Genomic DNA, 19,458 nt, shown 5'->3' with positions numbered 1-19,458 from the left:
TCCTGTGCGGGGCCGTCACCAGTTGACCGCGCGGCGACGCGCGAGGGGAGCGTGCGCTGCACCCCGGCGCGTGCGAACCGTTCACACGGGGCGCGCGTCGGCCCCGCGCGGGGCGTGTGAGGTTGTGTGCGCGGGGCGCGGGTGAAGGGGCGTGCGCCGGGCGGGAGTTGTGAACCGCACGCCGAGCGCGCCGGGGCCCCTACGCCGGGCCGCGCACTTCAACCCCGCACCTCGTACACGCGGTTCACTTGGACGGCTCAGGCCCAGGGTTCACCACCCGCGTGCGTGCCACTCCGGAAGGTGCGGGCGCTCGGTGCCCAGCGTGGTGTCGTTGCCGTGCCCCGGATACACCCAGGTCTCGTCCGGGAGCGCGTCGAAGATCTTCGTCTCGACATCACGGATCAGGCTCGCGAAGGCCTTCGCGTCCTTGCGCGTGTTGCCGACACCGCCGGGGAAGAGGCAGTCCCCGGTGAAGACGTGCGGGTGGCCGTGCGGGTCGTCGTAGACCAGGGCGATGGAGCCGGGGGTGTGACCGACGAGATGGCGGGCGGTCAACTCGACCTGGCCGACCCGGATGACGTCGCCGTCGTCGACGGCGACGTCGGTCGTGACCGGGATGCCGGAGGCGTCCTCGCGGCCCGCGTACGTCCGTGCGCCGGTGGCGGCGACGACCTCGGCCAGCGCCTGCCAGTGGTCGCCGTGCTGGTGCGTGGTGACGACGGACGCGATGCCGTCGTCACCGATCGTGCCGAGGAGCGTCTCCGCGTCGTTGGCCGCGTCGATCAGCAGCTGCTCGTCCGTGGCGCGACAGCGCAGCAGATAGGCGTTGTTGTTCATGGGCCCGACCGCGATCTTGGTGATCATCAGGTCCTTGAGCTCGTGCACGTCCGCCGGTCCGCCGACCGTGACCTCTCCGCTGTACGTCATGACGCTCAGCCTATAGCGGGGAGTGGCCGTCGAGGTGACGTGCGCTACAGCGGAGGAAGCGCGGGCAGCGTCCCGCCGAGTACCTCCAGGGCGGTCCCGGCACGCCGCCCGGCGAGCCAGCCCAGCAGGTCCGCGGGCCGTCCGGTGACGGTGACCTCCGGCCGGGGGGCCTGCCGTCCGGTGCGCCACGCGCGCGTGCCGTCCGTGATCCTCGTCGCGGGAACGTCGGGATGCGCGAGAAAGCGGTCCGCGAGGAAGTCGATCTCCCGTTCCGTGAAGTCCGCCGGAACATCCTCCAGCTCGTACCCGATCCCCAGGTCGACATGGTGCAGCTCGACCTCGGCCCAGCGCCGGAACGGCACCCGCGCCGCACTGTCGGTGACCCCGTTGCGCAGCTCCACCGTGCGCGTCCAGTCCGCTGGGGCGGCTCCGCGCACGCGGAAACGGGCGTCGCTCTCGCGCAGGTCGGCGAGCTGGGCGTCGAGCGGGCGCGGGGCGTCGCGCGCGATGTCGGCGTTCCGGGCCTCGCCGGAGACGTACATGGGACGTCCGTCGAGGACGTTCGTGAGCGCGTCCGCGTTGCGGGCGAGGTGGGCCAGGACGTGACCGACCGTCCAACCGGGCAGCCGTGACGGTCGCGCCACGGACGCGTTGTCCAGTTCGGCGACTGCGGTGAGGAGCCGGTCCGTCGCTTCCCGTACAGACGCCAGGTCATGAGCGTGATCAATCATGGGGCCGACACTAGCTCCGCCACTCCATCGGGTGAAGGTTTCGCGCTTGGTCCGTAATTCGAATGCGCGTGCTATATCGTCGGTGGCGGGGTCGGGCATGCTGGATGGTCCGGGATTGTTTACGCATCCAGGAATCCAACCGGCGTTGTCAGTGGCTCCCCCTAGTCTGAAGAAGCACGGGGCCCTGCCCCTGCCACTTCTCTCAAGAAAGGTGCGGACCGGCTGTGGCCGACCGTCTCATCGTCCGTGGCGCGCGCGAGCACAATCTGAAGAATGTCTCGCTCGACCTGCCTCGTGACTCGCTCATCGTCTTCACGGGGCTGTCCGGGTCGGGCAAGTCCTCCCTCGCCTTCGACACGATCTTCGCCGAGGGCCAGCGTCGCTACGTGGAGTCGCTCTCCTCGTACGCGCGCCAGTTCCTCGGGCAGATGGACAAGCCGGACGTGGACTTCATCGAGGGCCTGTCCCCGGCGGTGTCCATCGACCAGAAGTCGACCTCGCGCAACCCGCGCTCGACGGTCGGCACCATCACCGAGGTCTACGACTACCTGCGTCTGCTCTTCGCGCGCATCGGCAAGCCGCACTGCCCCGAGTGCGGTCGCCCGATCTCCCGCCAGTCGCCGCAGGCCATCGTCGACAAGGTGCTGGAACTGCCGGAGGGCAGCCGCTTCCAGGTGCTCTCGCCGCTGGTGCGCGAGCGAAAGGGCGAGTTCGTCGACCTGTTCGCCGACCTCCAGACCAAGGGCTACTCCCGCGCACGCGTGGACGGCGAGACCGTCCAGCTCTCCGAACCGCCGACACTGAAGAAGCAGGAGAAGCACACCATCGAGGTGGTCGTCGACCGCCTCACGGTGAAGGACACCGCCAAGCGCCGCCTCACGGACTCCGTGGAGACCGCGCTGGGACTGTCCGGCGGCATGGTCGTGCTCGATTTCGTCGACCTCCCCGAGGACGACCCCGAGCGCGAGCGCATGTACTCGGAGCACCTGTACTGCCCGTACGACGACCTGTCCTTCGAGGAGCTGGAGCCCCGCTCCTTCTCCTTCAACTCGCCCTTCGGCGCCTGCCCCGAGTGCACCGGCATCGGTACGCGCATGGAGGTCGACCCGGAGCTGATCGTCCCGGACGAGGACAAGTCCCTCGACGAGGGCGCCATCCATCCCTGGTCGCACGGGCACACGAAGGACTACTTCGGCCGCCTGATCGGCGCCCTCGCGGACGCGCTGGGATTCCGCACCGACATCCCCTTCGCCGGCCTGCCGCAGCGCGCCAGGAAGGCCCTGCTCTACGGCCACAAGACACAGATCGAGGTCCGCTACCGCAACCGGTACGGCCGCGAGCGCGTGTACACCACCCCCTTCGAGGGCGCGGTGCCCTTCGTCAAGCGCCGGCACAGCGAAGCCGAGAGCGACGCCAGCCGTGAGCGTTTCGAGGGCTACATGCGCGAGGTGCCCTGCCCGACCTGCCAGGGCACGCGCCTGAAGCCGATCGTCCTCGCCGTCACGATCATGGACAAGTCGATCGCCGAGGTCTCGGCGATGTCCATCAGCGATTGCGCCGAGTTCCTGGGGGAGCTCAAGCTCAACGCGCGCGACAAGAAGATCGCCGAGCGTGTCCTGAAGGAGGTCAACGAGCGGCTGCGGTTCCTGGTCGACGTCGGCCTGGACTATCTCTCGCTGAACCGCGCGGCCGGCACGCTCTCCGGTGGCGAGGCCCAGCGCATCCGCCTGGCCACGCAGATCGGCTCCGGTCTCGTCGGCGTCCTGTACGTCCTCGACGAACCGTCGATCGGCCTGCACCAGCGCGACAACCACCGGCTGATCGAGACCCTGGTCCGGCTCCGCGACATGGGCAACACGCTCATCGTCGTCGAGCACGACGAGGACACCATCAAGGTCGCCGACTGGGTCGTCGACATCGGCCCCGGCGCCGGCGAGCATGGCGGCAAGGTCGTGCACAGCGGCTCCCTCAAGGAACTGCTGGCCAACGAGGAGTCGCAGACCGGTCAGTACCTGTCCGGCAAGAAGGCGATCCCGCTGCCCGACATCCGCCGCCCGCAGGACCCCACCCGCCGGCTCACGGTGCACGGCGCCCGCGAGAACAACCTCCAGGACATCGACGTGTCCTTCCCGCTGGGCGTGTTCACGGCCGTCACGGGCGTGTCCGGCTCCGGCAAGTCGACGCTGGTCAACGACATCCTGTACACGCACCTGGCGCGTGAGCTGAACGGTGCGCGCAACGTCCCAGGCAGACACACGCGGGTCGACGGCGACGACCTCGTCGACAAGGTCGTGCACGTCGACCAGTCGCCCATCGGCCGCACCCCGCGATCGAACCCGGCGACGTACACGGGTGTCTTCGACCACGTCCGCAAGCTGTTCGCCGAGACCACCGAGGCGAAGGTCCGCGGCTACCTGCCGGGCCGCTTCTCCTTCAACGTCAAGGGCGGTCGCTGCGAGAACTGCGCGGGCGACGGCACCATCAAGATCGAGATGAACTTCCTCCCGGACGTCTACGTCCCGTGCGAGGTCTGCCACGGAGCCCGGTACAACCGGGAGACGCTGGAGGTCCACTACAAGGGCAAGTCCATCTCCGAGGTCCTGAACATGCCCATCGAAGAAGCCATGCACTTCTTCGAGGCCGTCCCGGCGATCAACCGGCACCTCACGACGCTGCACGACGTCGGTCTCGGCTACGTCCGTCTCGGCCAGTCCGCAACCACGCTGTCCGGCGGTGAGGCACAGCGCGTGAAGCTCGCCAGCGAGCTGCAGAAGCGCTCCACCGGGCGTACGGTCTACGTCCTGGACGAGCCGACCACCGGTCTGCACTTCGAGGACATCAGCAAGCTGCTGAAGGTGCTCGCCGGCCTCGTCGAGAAGGGCAACACGGTCATCGTCATCGAGCACAACCTCGATGTCATCAAGACCGCGGACTGGGTCGTCGACATGGGTCCGGAAGGCGGTGCCGGCGGCGGGCTCGTGGTCGCGGAGGGCACGCCCGAGGAGGTTGCCGCCGTCCCGGCCAGCCACACCGGCAAGTTCCTGCGCGAGATCCTCGGCGCCGATCGCATCAGCGACGCGAGCTCGGTGAAGGCCCCGCGCAAGACGGCGGCGAAGAAGACGGTCGCGGCCAGGTCGGCGACGAAGAAGACGGCGACCGCCTCGACCGCCAACAACACGGCCACGAAGAAGGCGGCCGGGGCCACGAGGAAGACGGCGCCCGCGAAGAAGACGACCCGGGCCCGCAAGGCCTGAGACCCTCGGGCGCCAGGTCGTGACAAATCCAGAAAAGTGCGGCGCCCCGTGGGAACTTCCCGCGGGGCGCCGCTCGTTCCCTCGTCAGCCGCCGGATTCCCGCGGCTACGACGAACCTTGACTCATCAACAGCGGAAGCAGCTGAAGCTACGCAATCAGCGGCATGAGGGCACCCGGTGAATCGGCGAAGGAGATCCGAACGTCCCCTACAGGTCGCCGAGTTCGGATGCGTACGGCGGCTCCGCACCCGCCCGGGAGCAGGTGATCGCGGCCGCCCGCGCCGCGAACCGCAACAGCCTGGTCCAGCCGTTCGCGCCGAGCCCCGCCAAGGCCTCGGCGGACAGCGCGTCCTGGGCGGCGAGTCCATGCAGCAGAGCCGCGTTCACGGTGTCGCCGGCACCGATCGTGTCCACGACGCCGACCTCCTCACCGGGAACGGCGTACACGGTGCCGTCGGGGGTGAAAGCACTGAGGCCGTCACCGCCGTGGGTGATCACCACTGCCGAGGGGCCCGACGCCAGCCACTCGCGCGGGGTGCCGCCCAGCCAGAGCGCGTCCTCCTCCGAGAGCTTGAGGAGAGTCACCGAGGGCAGCCAGCTCTTGAAGCGTGCCCGGTAGGCATCCGGATCCGTGATCAGGCCTGCCCGGATGTTCGGGTCGAGGGCGGTGAACAGACCCATCGCGGCCGCACCCCGCATCAGCTCCTCGTAGGCGCTCGCACCCGGCTCCAGGACGAGTGAGAGCGTGCCGAAGGAGACGGCACGAGTCGTGGCGGGGAGAGCGGCGGGTGCCGTGAACAGACGGTCCGCGGTGCCGTCGACATAGAAGGAGTAGGAGGCGGATCCCTGTGCGTCGACCGTGGCGGCCGCGAGGGTGGTCGGTTCCGTGCCGCGTTCCACGAGGGAGACGTCGACTCCCGCGCGTCGCAGCCCGTCCAGGAGAGCCTCGCCGAAGGCGTCGTGCGAGGTGCGGGAGCAGAACGAGGTGGGGGAGCCGAGGCGGCCGAGGGCCACGGCCGTGTTGTAGGGGCCGCCGCCGAGCGCCGGCTGCAGGGGCGCGAGGGCGCCCGCGCCCTGCGGTACCAGGTCGATCAGTGCCTCACCGGCGACGACGATCACGAGAGGGTTCCTTCCTCTGGACACCCGGAGTGCTCGTGGTGCCCGGAGCACCCGGGATGCTGGGGATGATCTGGCTGCCCGGACGGCGGGGCCGGCCGGGAGCGGGCGGACCGCTGACGAGAGTCCGTCGACCAGGCGGGTCGGCTCCTCGCGGCCGCCGCCGCGCCGTTCTCCTCGGGGCAGCCGCACGACGACCGGTGGACGAAGGCGCACGGAAGCCGCACGGTCCTGGCGGCCCGGTCGGGTGCGGCCAGGCGTTCCAGGAGCACCCGGACCGCCTCGGCGCCGATCTCTCTGCTGGGCTGGGCGATGGCGGTGAGGCGGGGCGAGAACAGATCGGCCCAGGCGAAGTCGTCGAAGCAGCACAGGGCGATGTCGTGCGGCACCGAGAGGCCGTGCTCGCGCAGAGCGCGCAGGGCGCCGATGGTCATCGCGTTGTTGGCGGTGACGAGTGCCGTGGGTGGTGTGGCGTGTGACATCAGAGCGGCGGTGGCCCGCTCTGCTCCGGCGGACTCGGAGTTGCCCGGGACGACCAGACCGTCGTCGAGGGGCAGCCCGGCGGCGGCGAGCCCCTGCCGGTAGCCGGTGATCCGTTCACTGGTGGTGCTGAGTCCGGACAGCCCGGCGACCAGGCCGATCCGGCGGTGCCCGAGACCGGCCAGATGGGTGACCAGCCGGGCCGTCGGCCCGGTGTTCTCGGCGCAGACCTGGTCGAAGCGCGGGCTGCCGTCCGCGCGATCGTCGATCACCCGGTCGAGGAGGACGGTCGGTACGGCGTGCCGGTCGAGGTAGGCGAGGAGTTCACGCGGTTCGGCGGAGGGGGCGACGATCATGCCGTCGACGCGGCGCTCGTGCAGAAGCTGGACGACCTTGCGTTCGTGCGCGGGGTCGTCGTGCGGATCGGCGATGAGCAGGCTGTAGCCGTGTGCCAGGGCAGCGGCCTCGACGCCCTGGAGGATCTCCGTGAAGTAGGGGTTACTGATCGCGGACACCGCGAGCCCGATGGACCGGGTGCGGGAGGTCACCAGGGAGCGGGCGAGGGTGTTGGGCGTGTAGCCCAGTTCCTCGATGGCGTCGAGCACCGCCTGACGGGTGTGGGGCAGCACCGGACGGGTCTCGTTCAGCACATGGGAGACGGTCGCCACGGAGACTCCGGCGCTACGGGCGACGTCGGCCATGGTGGGCACAGGGCTTCCCTTCTCCGCATCCCGCGTTCGGCTGAGGCTCCTCGGCTTCCTCCCGCGCTGCCGATGGCCTCGGCCGGGAAGTTACTCCATCCGAGACCGACGCGTAAACGCTTGCGCAAGCGTTTACGTCCATTCGAATGAACTCGCACGAGGACATGCCATCGGCTGCGGATGCCCCAAACTCACCTATGACGGCCCCGCACCCCGACCCGCCCCGAAGCGGGATGATCCGCCCAGGTATCGTGCCACCGCCACCGCCACCGCCACCGCCACCGCCACCGCCACCGCCACCGCCACCGCCACCGCCACCGCCACCGCCACCGCCACCGCCACCGCCACCGGCCCCACATGCCGCTGCGACCCCACCCCACCCCACCCCGCCTGGAGCCCCGATGCCTGCCGCTCGTCCCTCCGCCAGCCGCCGTACCGTCCTGCGGGGAGCGGCGGTCACGCCGGTCGCCGGGCTCGGGCTGGCCGCCTGCTCGGCTCCCGGTGGCGGAGCCACCGCGGACGCGACGCCGACCGCTCCGGTGGACCTGGGGGCCGAGAGCGAGGTCGCCAAGGGCGGCGCGAAGCTCTACCGGGACCAGAACGTCGTCGTCAGCCGGTCCGCCGACGGCACCCTGAAGGCGTACAGCACGATCTGCACGCACGCGGGGTGCCCGATCAACAAACTCCAGGGCACGACGCTGATCTGCCCGTGCCACGGCAGCGAGTTCGACGCCGTGACCGGAAAGGTGGTGCAGTCGCCGGCCACCGAGCCGCTGAACGAACTGCCGGTCAAGGCGGCCAACGGTCGGATCGTGGCGGGGCCGGGCGCCTGAGGCCGGGCGGCTGGTTCAGCGCCGGCTCATTCCCAGTCCCAGCCGATCCCCAGCAGGCCCGGCCGTACCCGGGGCTCGACCAGGTGGACGGAGCGGTGCAGCCCGCTCAGCGGGAGGGCCTGTCGGCCACTGCGCGGGGCCGCCGCGGAGTGCTGGGCGAACCGGTGGCAGTGCGTCGGCAGCGCGTCGGCGGTGAAACGTACCTGAAGGGTGTACTGGCCGCCGGGAAAGCCGAAGTCGCGGGTGTACTCGCGGGAGACGCCCGCCGTGCCGTCCTCCACGGCGTAGCGGAAGAGAAAGGTGTCGCCGGAGCGCAGGCGGGTGCCGAAGAGCAGTTCGGCGACGAGCAGACCGGTCTCCGGGTCCGAACGGACGCGTCCGGTACGGCAGTTCTCCAGCGCGCGCACGTTCATGTGCTGCGGGGTGCAGCCGGGGTCGCCGTGGTGGACGGCCACGAAGCGGTCGACGCCGTCCCGGTGGGCGCGCACGATGTGCTGCGACTCACGGGCTGCCAGCTCGCGGTGGGCGCCGATCCGCACGCGCTCGTGGTGTCCCAGGGTGTGCAGACCGCCGTCGAGGGACCAGCCGAGCTCGGACTGCAGTCGGTCCAGGGCGTCGGAGGCCTCGATCAGGGAGCGGTAGGAGCGGGCGGCGGGGCGGCGTACGGCGGGACCCTGGTCGGCGTCGGCGAGCAGCCGGATCAGGGACTCCTCCGGGAGCTGGAGTATCTCCTCCAGCGCGCGGACGGCGCGCAATGACTCCGGGCGCTGCGGGCGACGGGCTCCCTGCTGCCAGTAGCTCAGGCTGGTCACGCCCACTTTGACCCCGTAGCGCGAGAGGTGATGCTGCACGCGCTGGAGCGGCAGCCCCCGGGCGGCGATCGCGGCGCGCAGGGCCACATGGAAGGGGCCGCCGCGCAGGGCCGAGTCCAGTTCCGCGGTGGCGACGTCCGCGTGCTGTGTGCCGTGCCGCATGCAGGAGGGCCTTTCTCTTGGGGTTCACCACGGCTGGTCAGGCCGTTGGCGCGGGTCCGGGGCCACCCCGGCGGCGTCGGGGCGGCCGCACTTGGGTACGCCGCGTCCGCAGGCCGCTGCTCACGGCCCCGAGTTCCCCCGCATTGAAGCGTGTTGACCAATCCCCGACAACACCTTCGGCCGGCCGAAGGCGCCCACCTGGCCGAGGCGTGACCCCGGCGCCGGACGGATCATGCGGGGGAGTGGGTGCCGCGGCTGTCCGGGGGATCGAGGCGGGCGCGCACGCAGGGCACCGATTTGAGGAGGAAGCCGCGCAAGGTCCGTCGTGACCGGGGCGGAGGTTTTGTGCCGGGCACGGGGCGGGCGTGGACGGGGTGCGCCTGGCCGAGGCGTCCGGACGGCTCGCGTTGCCACCGAGGTGGCCGATTCCGAGATCCGCTTCGCGGAGCTGCTGCGGCTGCCACCGCCGGTCGCGCCGGTCCTCGCGGTCCGCCAGTCCTAGTGGTCCTGCCGTTCCGCCCCATCCCGTGGGTCCCGTCATCCAGCCGGTCCAGCCGGTCCCGTCATCCCGCCGGTGCAGCCGGCCCCGCTGATCCGAGCCGTCTCCCCGCCGGGGGCAGCCGGTCCGCGGGTCCGCCGACTCGATGGTCCGCTGCTCCGCCGACTCGCAGGTCCGCCGGCCCTTCCGGGGTTGTCCACAGGCTCGTCGCGGTGTCGGTGTGCGCCAGTAGGGTGTGAGACATGGCCGACCCCTCCAGCTACCGCCCCAAGCCGGGACAGATCCCGGACACTCCCGGGGTGTACAGGTTCCGTGACGAGCACCGCCGGGTGATCTACGTCGGAAAGGCGAAGAGCCTGCGCCAGCGTCTGGCGAACTACTTCCAGGACCTGGCGAGCCTGCACCCCCGTACCCGGACGATGGTCACCACCGCGGCGTCCGTGGAGTGGACCGTGGTGTCCACGGAGGTCGAGGCGCTCCAGCTGGAGTACTCCTGGATCAAGGAGTACGACCCCCGGTTCAACGTCAAGTACCGCGACGACAAGAGCTACCCGTACCTCGCGGTGACGATGAACGAGGAGTTCCCGCGCGTCCAGGTGATGCGCGGTCACAAGAAGAAGGGCGTGCGCTACTTCGGGCCGTACGGCCACGCGTGGGCGATCAGGGACACCGTCGACCTGCTGCTGCGCGTGTTTCCGGTGCGCACCTGCTCCGCCGGGGTGTTCAAGAACGCCACCCGCACCGGCCGCCCCTGCCTGCTCGGCTACATCGGCAAGTGCTCCGCACCCTGCGTCGACCGGATCTCCCCGGAGGACCACCGCGACCTCGCCGAGGATTTCTGCGACTTCATGGCGGGCCGTACCGGCACCTACCTCCGCCGCCTGGAGAAGCAGATGATGGAGGCCGCCGAGGAGATGGAGTACGAGCGGGCCGCCCGCCTGCGCGACGACATCGAGGCCCTGAAGAAGGCCATGGAGAAGAACGCGGTCGTGCTCGCGGACGCGACCGACGCCGACCTGATCGCGGTCGCCGAGGACGAGCTGGAGGCGGCCCTCCAGATCTTCCACGTGCGTGGCGGGCGCGTGCGCGGTCAGCGCGGCTGGGTGACGGACAAGGTGGAGGACGTGACGACAGCGGCGCTCGTCGAGCACGCCCTCCAGCAGCTCTACGGCGAGGAGACCGGGGACGCCGTTCCCAAGGAGGTGCTGGTTCCGGCCCTGCCCGAGCCGGTCGAGCCGGTCCAGGAGTGGCTCGCCGGCCGCCGCGGGTCGAACGTCTCGCTGCGCATCCCGCAGCGCGGCGACAAGAAGGCACTGATGGAGACAGTGCAGCGCAACGCCCAGCAGGCGCTCGCCCTGCACAAGACGAAGCGTGCCTCCGACCTCACCACCCGCTCTCGGGCCCTAGAGGAGATCGCCGACGCCCTGGACCTGGACAGTGCTCCGCTGCGCATCGAGTGCTACGACATCTCGCACCTGCAGGGCGACGACGTCGTGGCCTCCATGGTCGTCTTCGAGGACGGTCTGCAGCGCAAGAGCGAGTACCGCCGCTTCCAGATCAAGGGCTTCGCCGGCCAGGACGACGTGCGCTCCATGCACGAGGTGATCACCCGCCGCTTCCGCCGCTACCTTGCCGAGAAGGAGAGGACCGGCGAATGGTCGGAAGAAGACGGCTCGGTAAGCCCCCTCCCGGACGCCGACACGCTCACGGACCCGGGTACGCCCCCGGTCGCCCGTACCATCCCCGTCTCCAGCACCGACGGTGACGACGCCAACGGCCCGGTCAACGGATTCAAGGATGACGACGGCCGGCCCAGGAAGTTCGCCTACCCACCCCAGCTCGTGGTCGTCGACGGTGGCCAGCCCCAGGTCGCCGCGGCCAAGCGGGCGCTCGACGAGCTGGGCATCGACGACATCGCCGTCTGCGGCCTCGCCAAGCGTCTCGAAGAGGTCTGGCTTCCCGAGGACGACGACCCCGTGGTCCTGCCCCGCAGCAGTGAGGGTCTCTACCTGCTCCAGCGCGTCCGTGACGAGGCGCACCGCTTCGCCATCACCTACCAGCGCACCAAGCGCGCCAAGCGTTTCCGCTCCGGTCCGCTGGACGACGTACCGGGGCTCGGTGAGGCCCGCAAACAGGCGTTGATCAAGCATTTCGGCTCGGTGAAGAAGCTGCGGTCCGCCACAATCGAGCAGATCCAGGAGGTGCCCGGGATAGGCCGCAAGACGGCCGAGACCATCGCCGTGGCCCTCGCCCAGGCGGCCCCGGCCGCGCCTGCCGTGAACACGGCGACCGGAGAGATCATGGATGACAGGGAAGACGAGGTGCCCGAGACGACGGCGGACGCCTCGGGGGAGCCCGTACCCGCGGGTGCCCCGGACGATCGGGGGCAGGAGAGATGACCGAGCGCGACGCAGAGCACACAGCCCGACGAGATCCGGCGTTCAGCGAAACGCAGGGCGCGTCCAAGGAGACGCCCGACGAGGCGGGCCAGGATCAGCCGCAGCAAGCGGAGGCGGAAACGGTCCAGGAAAACGGAGCAGAAGTGAGTACGGATGCCACACCGGCGGGGGTGCCCGAGGCGGCCATCCCCGAGCTGGTGATCATCTCCGGCATGTCGGGAGCGGGCCGTTCGACGGCGGCCAAGTGTCTGGAGGACCTCGGCTGGTTCGTCGTGGACAACCTCCCGCCGGCCCTCATCCCCACCATGGTCGAGCTGGGTGCCCGCTCGCAGGGCAACGTGGCCCGGATCGCGGTCGTCGTCGACGTGCGCGGCCGGCGCTTCTTCGACAATCTGCGCGAGTCCCTCGCCGACCTCGACAGCCGGGCCGTGACCCGCCGGATCGTCTTCCTGGAGTCCTCGGACGACGCGCTGGTCCGCCGCTTCGAGTCGGTGCGCCGTCCGCACCCCCTCCAGGGCGACGGCCGGATCGTGGACGGCATCGCCGCCGAGCGCGAGCTGCTGCGCGAGCTGCGCGGCGACGCGGACCTGGTGATCGACACCTCCAGCCTCAACGTGCACGAGCTGCGCGCCAAGATGGACGCCCAGTTCGCCGGCGAGGAAGAGCCCGAGCTGCGGGCCACCGTGATGTCGTTCGGCTTCAAGTACGGCCTGCCCGTCGACGCCGACCTGGTCGCCGACATGCGGTTCCTGCCCAACCCGCACTGGGTGCCGGAGCTGCGCCCGTACACCGGCCTCAACGAAGAGGTGTCGGCGTACGTCTTCAACCAGCCGGGCGCCAAGGAGTTCCTCGACCGGTACGCCGAGCTGCTGCGGCTGATCGCGACCGGGTACCGGCGCGAGGGCAAGCGTTATGTGACCATCGCCATCGGCTGCACGGGCGGCAAGCACCGCTCGGTCGCCGTCTCCGAGAAACTGGCCGCCCGTCTGGCCGCCGAGGGAGTGGAGACCGTAGTCGTGCACCGGGACATGGGGCGCGAGTGACCGGACGCTCTCCACGGCTGACCAGGCTGCGCCGGGTCGTGCCCGAGTCCCGCTCGGGCCGCCCCGTCGAGGCCCGCGGCGCCCGGCCGCGCCGCCGCGGTACCCAGCCCAAGGTGGTCGCGCTGGGCGGTGGCATGGGTCTGTCCGCCTCGCTCGCCGCGCTGCGCCGGATCACCGGCGACCTCACCGCCGTCGTCACCGTGGCCGACGACGGTGGCTCCAGCGGGCGCCTTCGTGACGAACTCGGCGTGCTTCCTCCGGGTGATCTGCGCAAGGCTCTGGCCGCGCTGTGCGGTGACGACGACTGGGGCCAGACCTGGGCCCGGGTCATCCAGCACCGCTTCCAGTCCAAGGGCGACCTGCACGAGCACGCGGTCGGCAATCTGCTGATCGTCGCCCTGTGGGAACAGCTCGGGGACCACGTCCAGGCCCTGGACCTGGTCGGCAAGCTGCTCGGCGCGCACGGGCGGGTGCTGCCCATGTCCGCCGTTCCGCTGGAGCTGCAGGCCCTGGTCAAGGGGCATGATCCGGAGCGGCCGGAGGAGGTGGACATCGTCCGGGGGCAGGCCACGGTGGCCCTGACGCCCGGCGAGGTGCAGTCCGTGCACCTGGTGCCGCACGACCCGCCGGCCGTGCCGGAGGCAGTCGCGGCGGTCCGGGACGCGGACTGGGTGGTGCTGGGCCCGGGGTCCTGGTTCTCCTCGGTGATCCCGCACCTGCTGGTCCCCGATCTCCTCGACGCGCTCACCGAGACGAAGGCCCGTAAGGTCCTCTCGCTGAACCTCGCGCCGCAGCCGGGTGAAACCGAAGGCTTCTCACCGCAGCGTCATTTGGAGGTTTTGGGGCGACACGCCCCTAAACTCGCCCTGGACGTGGTGCTGGCCGACGAGGCCGCCGTGCCCGACCGTGACTCGCTCACCGAAGCCGCCAAGCGGCTGGGAGCCGCGGTCGAGCTGGGCCCCGTGGCCCGGACCGACGGATCACCCCGGCATGATCCGGAGCTGTTGGCCGCCGCGTACGACCGTATTTTTCGGATGCATGGAAGGATCGGCCCATGGCGATGACGGCAGCGGTGAAGGACGAGATCTCCCGGCTACCCGTCACCCGGACCTGCTGCCGGAAGGCGGAGGTCTCCGCCATTCTGCGGTTCGCGGGCGGCCTCCACCTGGTGAGCGGGCGCATCGTGATCGAGGCGGAGCTGGACACCGCGATGGCGGCCCGGCGCCTCAAGCGGGACATCCTGGAGATCTTCGGTCACAGCTCCGAGCTGATCGTGATGGCACCCGGCGGGCTGCGCCGCGGCTCGCGCTATGTGGTGCGTGTGGTCGCGGGCGGTGATCAGCTGGCCCGGCAGACCGGGCTCGTGGACGGACGGGGCCGCCCGATCCGGGGCCTGCCCCCGCAGGTGGTCTCCGGGGCGACCTGCGACGCGGAGGCGGCCTGGCGCGGAGCCTTCCTGGCGCACGGCTCGCTGACCGAGCCCGGCCGGTCGTCCTCCCTGGAGGTGACCTGCCCCGGTCCGGAGGCCGCGCTCGCGCTGGTCGGCGCGGCCCGCAGACTGTCCATCGCCGCGAAGGCCCGTGAGGTGCGCGGGGTGGACCGGGTGGTGGTCCGGGACGGTGACGCGATCGGCGCCCTGCTGACCCGCCTCGGCGCGCACGAGTCCGTGCTGGCCTGGGAGGAGCGCCGGATGCGCCGCGAGGTGCGGGCCACCGCGAACCGCCTCGCCAACTTCGACGACGCCAACCTGCGCCGCTCCGCGCGCGCGGCCGTCGCGGCCGGTGCCCGGGTCCAGCGGGCCCTGGAGATCCTCGCCGACGAGGTGCCCGAGCACCTCGCGGCGGCCGGCCGGCTGCGGATGGAGCACAAGCAGGCCTCCCTGGAGGAGCTGGGCGCGCTCGCCGACCCGCCGCTCACCAAGGACGCCGTCGCGGGCCGGATCCGCCGGCTGCTGGCGATGGCCGACAAGCGTGCGTCCGATCTGGGCATCCCGGGCACCGAGGCCAACCTCAGTGAGGAGATGGCCGACAACCTCGCAGGCTGAGTCACCGTCAGCACCCCGTGCCGGCGGCCCAAGCGGTCGCTGGCACCGGGATTTGCGTCTCTTTTAGGCCACCGTGAACTATCCGTGAGGTGCCCTTGACTCGATCATGGAGTGTCATGAGCCTGGCAGGGGTTCGCCGCCGTGGCGGACCACTGCTAGGGGGGTTCATGAGACACAGAGCGAGATCGATCCTCGCTGTCGGCGCGCTCCTGATCGGCGGAGCCGCACTCGCACCCATGGCGCAGGCGCAGACCGGGGGTTCGGCGAAGCCCGACCCCGACGAGGTCAAGGTCTTCCGCGCCGACGTCACCAAGAAGCAGATTCCCCTGCTGCTCAAGGCCGGCCAGGACGGCCATGAACTCGGCGACCAGGTCACCGGATCCGGCAAGACCGAAGTCGAGCTCTATCTCACCGGCGGGCAGGCCCGGACCCTGGAGAAGCAGGGCGTCGAGCTCACCGAGCACACGCTGTCGGCCAAGGCGGAGACGCGGGTGGCGGACGCCTCCCAGGGCGTGTTCCGCCCGTACAGCGGCAGCGGCGGGCTCAAGGAGGAGATCCTGCGGACCGCGCAGGCCAACCCCGGCCTCACCAAGGTCGAGTCCATCGGCAAGACGGTCTCCGGCCAGGACGTCCTCGCGCTCAAACTGACCAAGGGCGCGAAGAGCTCCAAGGACGGTTCCAAGCCCGCCGTGCTGTACGTGTCCAACCAGCACGCCCGCGAGTGGATCACGCCGGAGATGACCCGCCGGCTGATGCACTACTACCTGGACAACTACGGCACCGACAAGCGCATCAAGAAGATCGTCGACTCGACCGAGCTGTGGTTCGTGCCGTCCGCCAACCCCGACGGTTACGACTACACCTTCCAGAACTCCGACACCCGCCTGTGGCGCAAGAACCTGCGGGACGTCAACGGCGACGGTGTCATCAGCACGGGGGACGGCGTCGACCTCAACCGCAACTTCGGCTACAAGTGGGGCTACGACGACGAGGGCTCGTCGCCCAACCCCACCAGTGAGACCTACCGCGGCGCGAGCCCCGAGTCCGAGCCCGAGACCAAGGCGCTGGACAACTTCGAGAAGCGGGTCGGGTTCACGTACGGCATCAACTACCACTCGGCCGCCGAACTCCTCCTCTACGGGGTCGGCTGGCAGGTGGCCACCCCGACCCCGGACGACGTCCTCTACAAGGCGCTGGCCGGCACCCCGGACAACCCGGCGATCCCCGGCTACCACTCGCAGGTCTCCTCGGAGCTGTACACCACCAACGGAGAGGCGGACGGCCACGCGTCGAACGTCAACGGGATGGCGATGTTCACCCCCGAGATGTCGACCTGCCAGACGGCCTCGGACATCGACCCGAACGACGCCTGGAACGCCGCCGACTGCCAGTCGGTGTTCAACTTCCCGGACGACGAGACGCTGATCCAGGACGAGTTCGCGAAGAACATCCCGTTCGCACTCTCCGTCGCCGAGACCGCCGCCCACCCCGACCAGCCGGTCTCCTCGGTCGGTCTGAGCGCCGCGGACTTCACCCCGGCCGCGTTCTCCACCTCGTACTCGCGCGGCGCCGACCAGGAGGTCTCCGTCGTCGTCCGCAAGGCGATCCGCGACAAGGAGGTCAGGTACCGCGTCAACGGCGGCCGCGCGGTGGACAGGACGCTGAAGGCATGGAAGGGCGGCGACACCTACGGCGGTGACGACAACCTCTACTTCGACGAGTACCGGGCCAAGGTGAAGGACGGCGACCCGGGCGACAAGGTCGAGGTGTGGTTCACCGGGGAGACGAAGAGCGGCAAGAGGGTCTCCAGCGCGCACTTCACCTACACCGTCGCCGAGCGGCAAAAGGCCGACACCCTGGTGGTCGCCGAGGAGGGCGCCAAGGCCACCCAGGCGCAGACCTACGTCGACGCGCTGAAGGCGGCCGGACACAAGGCGGTCGTCTGGGACGTCGCCACCCAGGGCGCGCCCGACGCGCTCGGCGTGCTGAAGCACTTCAGGACGGTCGTCCACTACTCGGGGACGAGCGGCCCCGGCAACGACACCCAGCTCCAGCTGCGCGCCTACCTCAACGAGGGCGGCAAGCTGATCGAGGCGGGCGAGCTGGCCGGCGGCAGCGTGAACCTCGGCGACGGCACCCCGTCCAACGACTTCAGCCAGTACTACCTGGGCGCCTACTCCCGCACCTCGACCCCCGGCGCCACCGGCTTCACCGGCTCCGGCGCGCTGAACGGCTCCGGCGGCGCCCTCAGCGGCACCTCCGCCAACCCGCTGGACAGGGCCGGGACCTACGCGGTCACCTCCGACGAGCTCTCCGCCGACACCTACCCGCAGTTCGCCAGTGCGGGCGCGGGCCAGTTCGCCGGGACCGTCAACCCGTACGGGCCGTACTCGGGGTCGTACATGGCCGCCGCGGTCCACACCGACGACGCCTACAAGCGCCTCACCCGCACCGTCGACCTCACCGGTGTCACCGCGGCCGACCAGCCGGCCCTGAGCGCCCGGCTGCTCTGGGACACCGAGCCCGGCTACGACCACGCGGTGGTCGAGGCGCACACCGTGGGCGCCGACGACTGGACGACCCTGCCCGAGGCGGGCGGTGCCACCAAGGACACCGTGCCGAGCGAGTGCGGGGCCGGGTTCCTGATCGCCGAGCACCCCTGGCTCAAGCACTACCTGACCATCGCGGACGGCCGGTGCACCGCGAGCGGCAGCACCGGCTCCTGGCACAGCCTCACCGGCAGCTCCGCCGGCTGGCAGTCCGTGAAGTTCGACCTGAGCGCCTACGCCGGGCGGACCGTGCAGGTCTCCATCGGCTACATCACCGACCCGAGCAGCGGCGGACACGGCGTCCTCGTCGACGACGCCGCGCTCCTGACCGGCTCCACGGCCACCGAGACCGAGGGCTTCGAAACCTCCCTCGGCCCCTGGACCGTCAGCGGACCGCCCGCCGGCAGCCCGGCCGTCCTGAAGGACTGGGAGCGCACCGGGGCCCTGTTCAAGACCTATGGAGCCGTCACCACCGACCGCACCGTGCTGCTCGGTTTCGGCCTGGAACAGGTCACCTCGGCCGCCGATCGTGCCGCCTTGGTGAAGAAGGCGTTGACGGCACTCGACAACTGACCCCGACGGCATTCGACATGTGAGCCGACCCGCTCACGAACGAGTGACAATGGGCTGAAACGCGGTCGGCATTCCCTGACAAAACGGTGTGATCCGACCATCGTTCCGGGACGGTCCGTACCCCTACTGGCGGGTACGGACCGCCTCGCCGTGTATGGGGCATCTGGATGTCACCTCGGGAGCCTCAGGGAGGTAGGGTCGTGGGTGGTCGGGGACATCCCAAATACAGCTCGCCGGCACCGCATGGCCGGCGTACCAACGAGGAGATCGGTTCGTGACGATCCGCGTAGGCATCAACGGCTTCGGCCGTATTGGTCGCAACTACTTCCGCGCGCTGCTGGAGCAGGGTGCTGACATCGAGATCGTGGCTGTCAACGACCTGGGTGACACCGCGACCACCGCCCACCTGCTCAAGTACGACACGATCCTTGGGCGTCTCAAGGCCGAGGTCTCGCACACCGCCGACACCATCACGGTCGACGGCCACACCATCAAGGTCCTGTCCGAGCGCAACCCCTCGGACATCCCGTGGGGCGAGCTGGGCGTCGACATCGTCATCGAGTCGACCGGCATCTTCACCAAGAAGGAAGACGCCGCCAAGCACATCGCGGGCGGGGCGAAGAAGGTCCTCATCTCGGCTCCGGCCAAGGACGAGGACATCACCATCGTGATGGGCGTCAACCAGGACAAGTACGACCCGGCGAACCACCACGTCATCTCCAACGCCTCCTGCACCACCAACTGCGTGGCGCCGATGGCGAAGGTCCTCGACGAGAGCTTCGGCATCGTCAAGGGCCTGATGACGACGGTGCACGCCTACACGAACGACCAGCGGATCCTGGACTTCCCGCACAAGGACCTGCGTCGCGCGCGTGCCGCCGCCGAGAACATCATCCCGACCACCACCGGTGCCGCGAAGGCCACCGCCCTGGTCCTGCCGCAGCTCAAGGGCAAGCTCGACGGCATCGCGATGCGCGTCCCGGTCCCGACCGGCTCGGCCACCGACCTGGTCGTGACGCTGCAGCGCGAGGTCACCAAGGACGAGGTCAACGCCGCGTTCAAGAAGGCCTCCGAGGACGGCGACCTGAGCGGCTACCTGGCGTACACCGAGGACGAGATCGTCTCCTCGGACATCGTCGGCGACCCGGCCTCCTGCACCTTCGACTCCTCCCTGACCATGGTCCAGGAGGGCAACACGGTGAAGATCCTCGGCTGGTACGACAACGAGTGGGGCTACTCCAACCGCCTCGTCGACCTCACGGTCTTCGTCGGCAACCAGCTCTGATCGGCCAAGCAGGCACCGCGATGCGGTAGCAGGGCTCGGGCAGCGCACGGT

General features: G+C 70.2%; 14 protein-coding genes. 8 read left to right on the top strand and 6 right to left on the bottom strand.

Annotation, left to right across the window (positions count from 1 at the left end; translation table 11 throughout):
- Positions 1-270: 270 nt before the first annotated feature.
- Positions 271-927, bottom strand: coding sequence for an MBL fold metallo-hydrolase (locus ACZ4O3_RS16260; RefSeq protein ID WP_362727506.1), 657 nt, complete (start codon positions 925-927; stop codon positions 271-273).
- A 44-nt stretch (positions 928-971) separates the two neighbouring features.
- Positions 972-1,658, bottom strand: coding sequence for a maleylpyruvate isomerase family mycothiol-dependent enzyme (locus ACZ4O3_RS16255; protein WP_362727508.1), 687 nt, complete (start codon positions 1,656-1,658; stop codon positions 972-974).
- 224 nt (positions 1,659-1,882) lie between these two features.
- On the opposite strand from ACZ4O3_RS16255, the gene uvrA reads away from it, so the two are divergent.
- Positions 1,883-4,912, top strand: a complete 3,030-nt coding sequence (uvrA, locus tag ACZ4O3_RS16250; protein ID WP_467722598.1) for an excinuclease ABC subunit UvrA — start codon at positions 1,883-1,885, stop codon at positions 4,910-4,912.
- Between the two features lie 206 nt (positions 4,913-5,118).
- Here the strand turns inward: uvrA and ACZ4O3_RS16245 are convergent, their stop codons facing one another.
- From ACZ4O3_RS16245 to ACZ4O3_RS16235, 3 genes are all read right to left on the bottom strand, one after another.
- Positions 5,119-6,030 (bottom strand): carbohydrate kinase family protein, encoded by a 912-nt coding sequence (locus ACZ4O3_RS16245; protein ID WP_362720331.1) that lies wholly within the window; start codon positions 6,028-6,030, stop codon positions 5,119-5,121.
- On the bottom strand, positions 6,027-7,217 hold the full coding sequence (locus ACZ4O3_RS16240) for a LacI family DNA-binding transcriptional regulator (RefSeq protein WP_467722597.1): 1,191 nt from the start codon (positions 7,215-7,217) through the stop codon (positions 6,027-6,029). Before ACZ4O3_RS16240 ends, ACZ4O3_RS16245 begins: the two co-directional genes overlap by 4 nt.
- A 186-nt stretch (positions 7,218-7,403) precedes the next feature.
- Positions 7,404-7,583, bottom strand: coding sequence for a hypothetical protein (locus ACZ4O3_RS16235; protein ID WP_467722596.1), 180 nt, complete (start codon positions 7,581-7,583; stop codon positions 7,404-7,406).
- Between the two features lie 26 nt (positions 7,584-7,609).
- Between ACZ4O3_RS16235 and ACZ4O3_RS16230 the strand changes: the two genes are divergently transcribed.
- Positions 7,610-8,041, top strand: coding sequence for a Rieske (2Fe-2S) protein (locus tag ACZ4O3_RS16230; RefSeq protein ID WP_384988062.1), 432 nt, complete (start codon positions 7,610-7,612; stop codon positions 8,039-8,041).
- Between the two features lie 26 nt (positions 8,042-8,067).
- On the opposite strand, the gene ACZ4O3_RS16225 is transcribed toward ACZ4O3_RS16230, so the two are convergent.
- Entirely contained in the window at positions 8,068-9,015 is a 948-nt protein-coding gene (locus ACZ4O3_RS16225) for a hypothetical protein (protein ID WP_362720338.1), read from the bottom strand.
- 741 nt (positions 9,016-9,756) lie between these two features.
- Here ACZ4O3_RS16225 and uvrC point away from each other — a divergent pair.
- From uvrC to gap, 6 genes are all read left to right on the top strand, one after another.
- Complete coding sequence (uvrC, locus tag ACZ4O3_RS16220; protein WP_362720341.1) at positions 9,757-11,913, top strand: excinuclease ABC subunit UvrC; 2,157 nt, start codon at positions 9,757-9,759, stop codon at positions 11,911-11,913.
- A complete protein-coding gene (gene rapZ / locus ACZ4O3_RS16215) occupies positions 11,910-12,956 on the top strand; it encodes an RNase adapter RapZ (protein ID WP_362720344.1) in 1,047 nt (348 codons plus the stop codon). Before uvrC ends, rapZ begins: the two co-directional genes overlap by 4 nt.
- Entirely contained in the window at positions 12,953-14,020 is a 1,068-nt protein-coding gene (locus tag ACZ4O3_RS16210; protein ID WP_362720347.1) for a gluconeogenesis factor YvcK family protein, read from the top strand. Before rapZ ends, ACZ4O3_RS16210 begins: the two co-directional genes overlap by 4 nt.
- Entirely contained in the window at positions 14,011-15,000 is a 990-nt protein-coding gene (gene whiA / locus ACZ4O3_RS16205; protein WP_360481844.1) for a DNA-binding protein WhiA, read from the top strand. Before ACZ4O3_RS16210 ends, whiA begins: the two co-directional genes overlap by 10 nt.
- Before the next feature lie 167 nt (positions 15,001-15,167).
- Positions 15,168-18,122 carry a M14 family metallopeptidase gene (locus tag ACZ4O3_RS16200; RefSeq protein WP_467722593.1) on the top strand — a complete coding sequence of 985 codons (2,955 nt, stop codon included), beginning with the start codon at positions 15,168-15,170 and terminating at the stop codon, positions 18,120-18,122.
- 274 nt (positions 18,123-18,396) lie between these two features.
- Entirely contained in the window at positions 18,397-19,407 is a 1,011-nt protein-coding gene (gene gap / locus ACZ4O3_RS16195; RefSeq protein WP_467722592.1) for a type I glyceraldehyde-3-phosphate dehydrogenase, read from the top strand.
- Positions 19,408-19,458 lie beyond the last annotated feature (51 nt).

The organism is Streptomyces sp. NPDC026515, assembly GCF_055567595.1.
The sequence above is the reverse complement of the archived record's forward strand: the minus strand, read 5'-3'. Positions and strand labels throughout refer to the sequence as shown.

What these genes read in the sequence shown, in the direction of transcription:
- ACZ4O3_RS16260 (WP_362727506.1), bottom strand. Translation starts at nt 927, where the DNA reads ATGACGTACAGCGGAGAGGTCACGGTCGGCGGACCGGCGGACGTGCAC.
- ACZ4O3_RS16255 (WP_362727508.1), bottom strand. Translation starts at nt 1,658, where the DNA reads ATGATTGATCACGCTCATGACCTGGCGTCTGTACGGGAAGCGACGGAC.
- ACZ4O3_RS16230 (WP_384988062.1), top strand. Translation starts at nt 7,610, where the DNA reads ATGCCTGCCGCTCGTCCCTCCGCCAGCCGCCGTACCGTCCTGCGGGGA.
- ACZ4O3_RS16225 (WP_362720338.1), bottom strand. Translation starts at nt 9,015, where the DNA reads ATGCGGCACGGCACACAGCACGCGGACGTCGCCACCGCGGAACTGGAC.
- uvrC (WP_362720341.1), top strand. Translation starts at nt 9,757, where the DNA reads ATGGCCGACCCCTCCAGCTACCGCCCCAAGCCGGGACAGATCCCGGAC.
- rapZ (WP_362720344.1), top strand. Translation starts at nt 11,910, where the DNA reads ATGACCGAGCGCGACGCAGAGCACACAGCCCGACGAGATCCGGCGTTC.
- whiA (WP_360481844.1), top strand. Translation starts at nt 14,011, where the DNA reads ATGGCGATGACGGCAGCGGTGAAGGACGAGATCTCCCGGCTACCCGTC.
- ACZ4O3_RS16200 (WP_467722593.1), top strand. Translation starts at nt 15,168, where the DNA reads ATGAGACACAGAGCGAGATCGATCCTCGCTGTCGGCGCGCTCCTGATC.